Source organism: Sphingomonas sp., from assembly GCF_039594485.1.
In the GTDB taxonomy this organism is placed as follows: domain Bacteria; phylum Pseudomonadota; class Alphaproteobacteria; order Sphingomonadales; family Sphingomonadaceae; genus Sphingomonas.
The window spans coordinates 1-4,552 of the sequence record NZ_JBCNNI010000077.1 but is presented as its reverse complement, the minus strand read 5'-3'; the positions used below and the strand labels follow the sequence as shown (position 1 = coordinate 4,552).

3 protein-coding genes and 3 pseudogenes are annotated in these 4,552 nt (G+C 64.9%); 2 read left to right on the top strand and 4 right to left on the bottom strand.

Annotated features, from left to right (window positions below):
* On the top strand, positions 1 to 213 hold a 213-nt coding region (locus ABDV78_RS19460), incomplete at its 5' end, for a hypothetical protein (protein WP_343529091.1).
* A 212-nt stretch (positions 214 to 425) separates the two neighbouring features.
* On the opposite strand, the pseudogene ABDV78_RS19455 reads toward ABDV78_RS19460, so the two are convergent.
* The 4 genes and pseudogenes from ABDV78_RS19455 to ABDV78_RS19440 form a co-directional block, all read right to left on the bottom strand.
* A pseudogene (locus ABDV78_RS19455) lies at positions 426 to 2,077 on the bottom strand (IS66 family transposase).
* Positions 2,078 to 2,120: 43 nt separating this feature from the next.
* A complete protein-coding gene (gene tnpB, locus ABDV78_RS19450) occupies positions 2,121 to 2,468 on the bottom strand; it encodes an IS66 family insertion sequence element accessory protein TnpB (RefSeq protein WP_343529090.1) in 348 nt (115 codons plus the stop codon).
* A complete protein-coding gene (locus ABDV78_RS19445; protein WP_343529089.1) occupies positions 2,465 to 2,839 on the bottom strand; it encodes a transposase in 375 nt (124 codons plus the stop codon). The genes tnpB and ABDV78_RS19445 overlap by 4 nt, the downstream gene beginning before the upstream one ends.
* A 132-nt stretch (positions 2,840 to 2,971) precedes the next feature.
* Positions 2,972 to 4,045: pseudogene (locus ABDV78_RS19440) on the bottom strand (IS630 family transposase).
* A gap of 79 nt (positions 4,046 to 4,124) precedes the next feature.
* Between ABDV78_RS19440 and ABDV78_RS19435 the strand changes: the two are divergent.
* Positions 4,125 to 4,313: pseudogene (locus ABDV78_RS19435) on the top strand (IS3 family transposase); the annotation flags it as partial.
* Between the last annotated feature and the right edge of the window lie 239 nt (positions 4,314 to 4,552).

Here is a 4,552-nt window from a genome sequence, read left to right as displayed (position 1 = left end):
TTGAACGCCGGGCTGTGGTTCCGACGGGGTCGCTTGCTCATCTTGCCTCCTGCTTACGGCCAGCATGGCCGCTGTCAGATCGACAATCCACTTATCCACGCTGTTCAAATTCCCCGAGCCACCTCAGCTCGCCATCTGGGCACCCCCATCAACGTGTCGCTCGGCAACGAGGGCGGGCTGACGGCAGCATGGTGCACGTTGCTGGCGACCTGATCGAACCATTTCCGCCGGTTCCTTGCTGTGAAACGTCCGCGCCGGGCGCGGCTATCCCATGGCGGCACGGCGTTCGTGGAAGATCAGGCAGTCGATATTGTAGACTAGAGCGCCGAGCGTGAAGCAGGAATCAAGGGGGATTCCACTTTATCAGGAAATGTGATTCGCCCTGATCTGGAGGTGGATCGTAAGCGTGGTGTAGAGGCCGCAGATTATGCGGCTTGGGCAATCGGCTGATCTGCCGGCGGCATCCAGTTCCAAGGCATGAGTTCGCCCCATCGGCTGGCAGGCCAGTCTGCTGCGACTTTGGCGATGACGTCGGCGATATAGGTCTGCGGATCGACGCCGTTGGCCTTGCAGGTCTGGATGACGGTGTAGATGGCCGCGGCCCGCTCGCCGCCTGCGCGCGAACCGGCGAACAGCCAGTTGCGGCGTCCGACCGCGACACCGCGCAGCGCGCGCTCCGCCCTGTGCTTCTCCGCCATGCCCCCGGCATGGCTACGATGCTCGGTGTTGTCGATCTCCAGGCGGCCATCGTCGAGGAAGCGCGACAGCGCTGGCCAGCGCTTCGTGCCATAGGCGATGGCCCTTGCCATGTCGGACCTGGACGACAGGCGGCGCAAGCTGGCGTCGAGCACCTCGCGCAAGGCGTCGACCAGCGGCCGGCTTTTCTCCTGTCGGGCTCGACATCGCACGTCGGGCGGTTGGCCGCGAACCTCGGCCTCGACAGCGTAAAGCGTGCCGATCCGCTCGAGGATGTCGGTGGTCAGCGGCGTGGGCGACCGCTCGTGGAGGTCGAAGACCTTGCGCCGGAAATGCGCCCAGCAGGCGACCTCAGTCACGCCGCTGCGGTACAGTCCGTCATAACCGGCATAGGCATCGGCCTGAAGGAAACCGCGAAAGCCGGCAAGGTGGGCCAGCGGGTGTGCGGCGGGTGCGGTCTGGCGTGAAGCGATACCAGGTCGCGCGCGGCGCCGTGCCGCCGGACGCCTGGTCGTCGGCTGCGTACACCCATAACCGTCCGGTCGCGGTCTTCCCCCGGCCGGGGTCGAGCACCGGCACGGGCGTGTCGTCGGCATGGATCTTGTCGGCTTTGAGAACCTCGTCGCGGATGCACGTGACGATAGGGTCGAGGAGCACTGCGGCCTGTCCGGTCCAGCCCGCCAGCGTCGAGCGGTCGATATCGAGCCCTTGCGCGGCCATCATCTCGGCCTGGCGGTAGAGCGGCAAATGGTGGTCGAACTTGGAGACGACGATATGTGCCAGTGTCGCGAAGGTCGCCTTGCCACGTGCGACGGCGCTGACCGGCGCGGGAGCCTGGACGCCTGCGCGCCTCCGCCATGCCCCCGGCATGGCTCCAACGCTCGGTCTCGCATACCCGGCAACTGTATTTGGGGCGGACGTTGCGCACGACGCGCCAGCGCACCGGCACGATGTCGAGCATCTCGTGCGTGTCCGAGCCAAGCACGCGCAATGCACCGCCACAGTCCGGGCAGGTGCAGGTACCCGACGCCGGCTCATGGATGACCTCCTCGCGCGGCAGGTGTCCGGGCAGACTGCGGACGGGCACCGGCCGAACCGCCACGCCGTTGTCGGCCATCTCAGGCCCAGGCGCATCTCGCTCGGTCTCGAGTTCCTCCAGCGCCAGTTCGAGCTGCTCGATCTCGCGGCCTAGCTTTTCGGACGAGGCGCCGAACTGCATCCGCCGCAGCCCGGCGATCTGTCCGCGCAACGTATCGATGAGCAGGTCGCGGGCCGCGAGCGCGGCATTGGCCCGGGCGAGCGATGCCTCCAGCGCGGCGATCCGCGCGATGGCATCAGCAGGGGAAACGGGTGCTTCCGACACCCTGTTTCCATAGCAGATTGCAGGTAAGTGAGCGAGGGAAAGTGGCGCAAAACCGCCGTTTTCATCCCGCCAGCGTCGGTGTGAACGTCCGCTCGGGGCGTCGCCAGTCGATGCCCTCCAGCAGCATCGACAATTGCGCTGGCGTCAGCGTCACCGTGCCGGTCGCGGTCACTGGCCAGACGAAACGGCCACGGTCGAGCCGCTTGGAAAACAGGCAAAGCCCCTGGCCGTCGAACCACAGCAGCTTGACCAGATGACCCCGCTTGCCCCGGAACACGAACAAGCCACCCGAATGCGGGTTCTGCGCCAGCACCTGCTGCACCAGCACCGCCAGGCCATCGAACCCCTTGCGCATGTCGGTCACGCCGCACGCCAGGAACACCCGCGTCGGCAGCAGCACCGGGTTCACCGCAGCACCGACAACACCCGTGCCAGCGCGCCCGCATCCACGCCCGCGTCGACACTCACCCGCACGCCGCCCGGCAACTCGATCTGGATGAGCCCCGATGGACATGGCGCAGGCTCTGGCGCTGGCGGCGGCAGTTCCGCCACCTGCACCTCGGCAAACACCGGCAGCGACGGCATCGCCCCGGCCAGCGTGCCCTCGCGCAACTGCTTGCGCCACGTGTAGATCAGGCTGCTCGAAACCTCACGCCGCGCGATGACATCGCAGACCAGAACCCCAGGCCGGAACGCTTCGGCCAGGATATCCAACTTCTCCGCATCCGACCATCGGCGCCGACCCGACACCCGGCCGACCACCTCCATCCGACCAGTCATACGAGTACTCCTATGACTGGTCGTAGAACCGATAACTTCCCGCACCGCCCGCGCCCTCGTCAAAGGCGACAAGCATCCCTGCTACCGGCGCTACCACAAGGCGGCCTGCTGACCACGCTTACATATTGTAGACTAGTGGAGTGATTCCAACGTTTGGTGCCCGCGCCTGACTGTGGCGATGATCTCATCCGGATTGGCGCGCCAGACGAAGGGGCGGGGCTGCTGGTTATGCTCCTTGATGAAGCGGTTGATGGCGGCCTGCAGATCGACGACGGAGTGAAAGACGCCGTTCTTGAGGCGGCGACGGGTCAGCTTGGCGAAGAAGCCTTCGACCGCGTTCAGCCAGGAACATGACGTCGGCACGAAGTGGAACGTCCAGCGCGGGTGGCGGTCCAACCAGGCGCGGACCCTGGGCTGCTTGTGGGTCGCGTAATTGTCCAGGATGACGTGGACGGCCTTGTCGGGGGGCAGTTCGGCTTCGACGGCATTGAGGAAGCGGATGAACGCCTGGTGGCGGTGACGCTGCATGTTGCGCCCGATCACCGAGCCATCGAGGACGTTCAGGACGGCGAACAGCGTCGTGGTGCCGTTGCGCTTGTAGTCATGGGTCATGGTCGCGCCGCGACCGCGCTTGAGCGGCAGGCAGACCCGGCTGGGTGCGGTCGAGCGCCTGGATCTGGCTCTTCTCGTCCACCGGCAGCACGATGGCATGGGCGGGCGGCGAGACGTACAGGCCGACCACATCGTGCAGCTTTTCGGCAAATGCCTTGTCGTTGGACAGCTTGAAGCTGCGCCAGCGGTGCGGCGCCAGGCCATGGTCGTGCCAGATCTTCACCACCGAGGAGGCCGCGATACCGACCGCCCTTGCCATGGCACGCACTGTCCAGTGCGTCGCCTCGTGGTCAGGCGGCGCCCCACCACCTTGTCGACCAGCGTGGCTCCGAGCGGCGCGATCCCCGGCGGTCGCGTCTTGTCGCGCAGCAGGCCATCGACGCCTTCGGCCATGAACCGCTCCTGCCAGCGCCAAACGCAGGTCTTCGACTTGCCCGTCGCTGCCATGATCGCCACCGTGCCCAGGCCTTCGTCACTCAAAAGAACGATCCGCGCCCGCCATACATGCTTCTGCGGTGAGCCACGTGCCGCAACGATCCCCTCAAGCCGTGACCTGTCCGATGCCGTGACGCTGATCTCGATCCCGCTGCGCATCCCGCATCATCACACATCGATGCCAAAGGCGAAATCCTCAGCAGGACTCTTTTGTCACGATCAATCCACTAGGAGCATCAACGCGATGGTCGAGACGTTCTTCAAGACGATCAAATCCGAGCTTGTCTGGCGCACCGTCTTCTACACCCGCGACCAAGCCGAGCAGGCCATTGCAAGCTATATCGACGGCTTCTACAACACCATCCGGCGCCATTCCGCGCTCAACTACACCAGCCCCGCGCAGTTCGAACGAACCGTGTCACGCTGAGTAAATGCCTCTCCATTTAAGCAGGACAAGTCCACCGGGTCTCGTCGAGGAAGGCGAAGAAGAGGATCGTCGGTCATCAGGGTCTCCGTCGGTCGAGTTTCGCAACCCAAACCTAGAGCGTCGAGCGTGAAGCAGGAATCAAGGGGGATTCCACTTTATCAGGAAATGTGATTCCTCCTGATCTGGAGGTGGATCATGGGTCGAGCATATTCAGGCGATCTACGGGACCGGATAGTAGG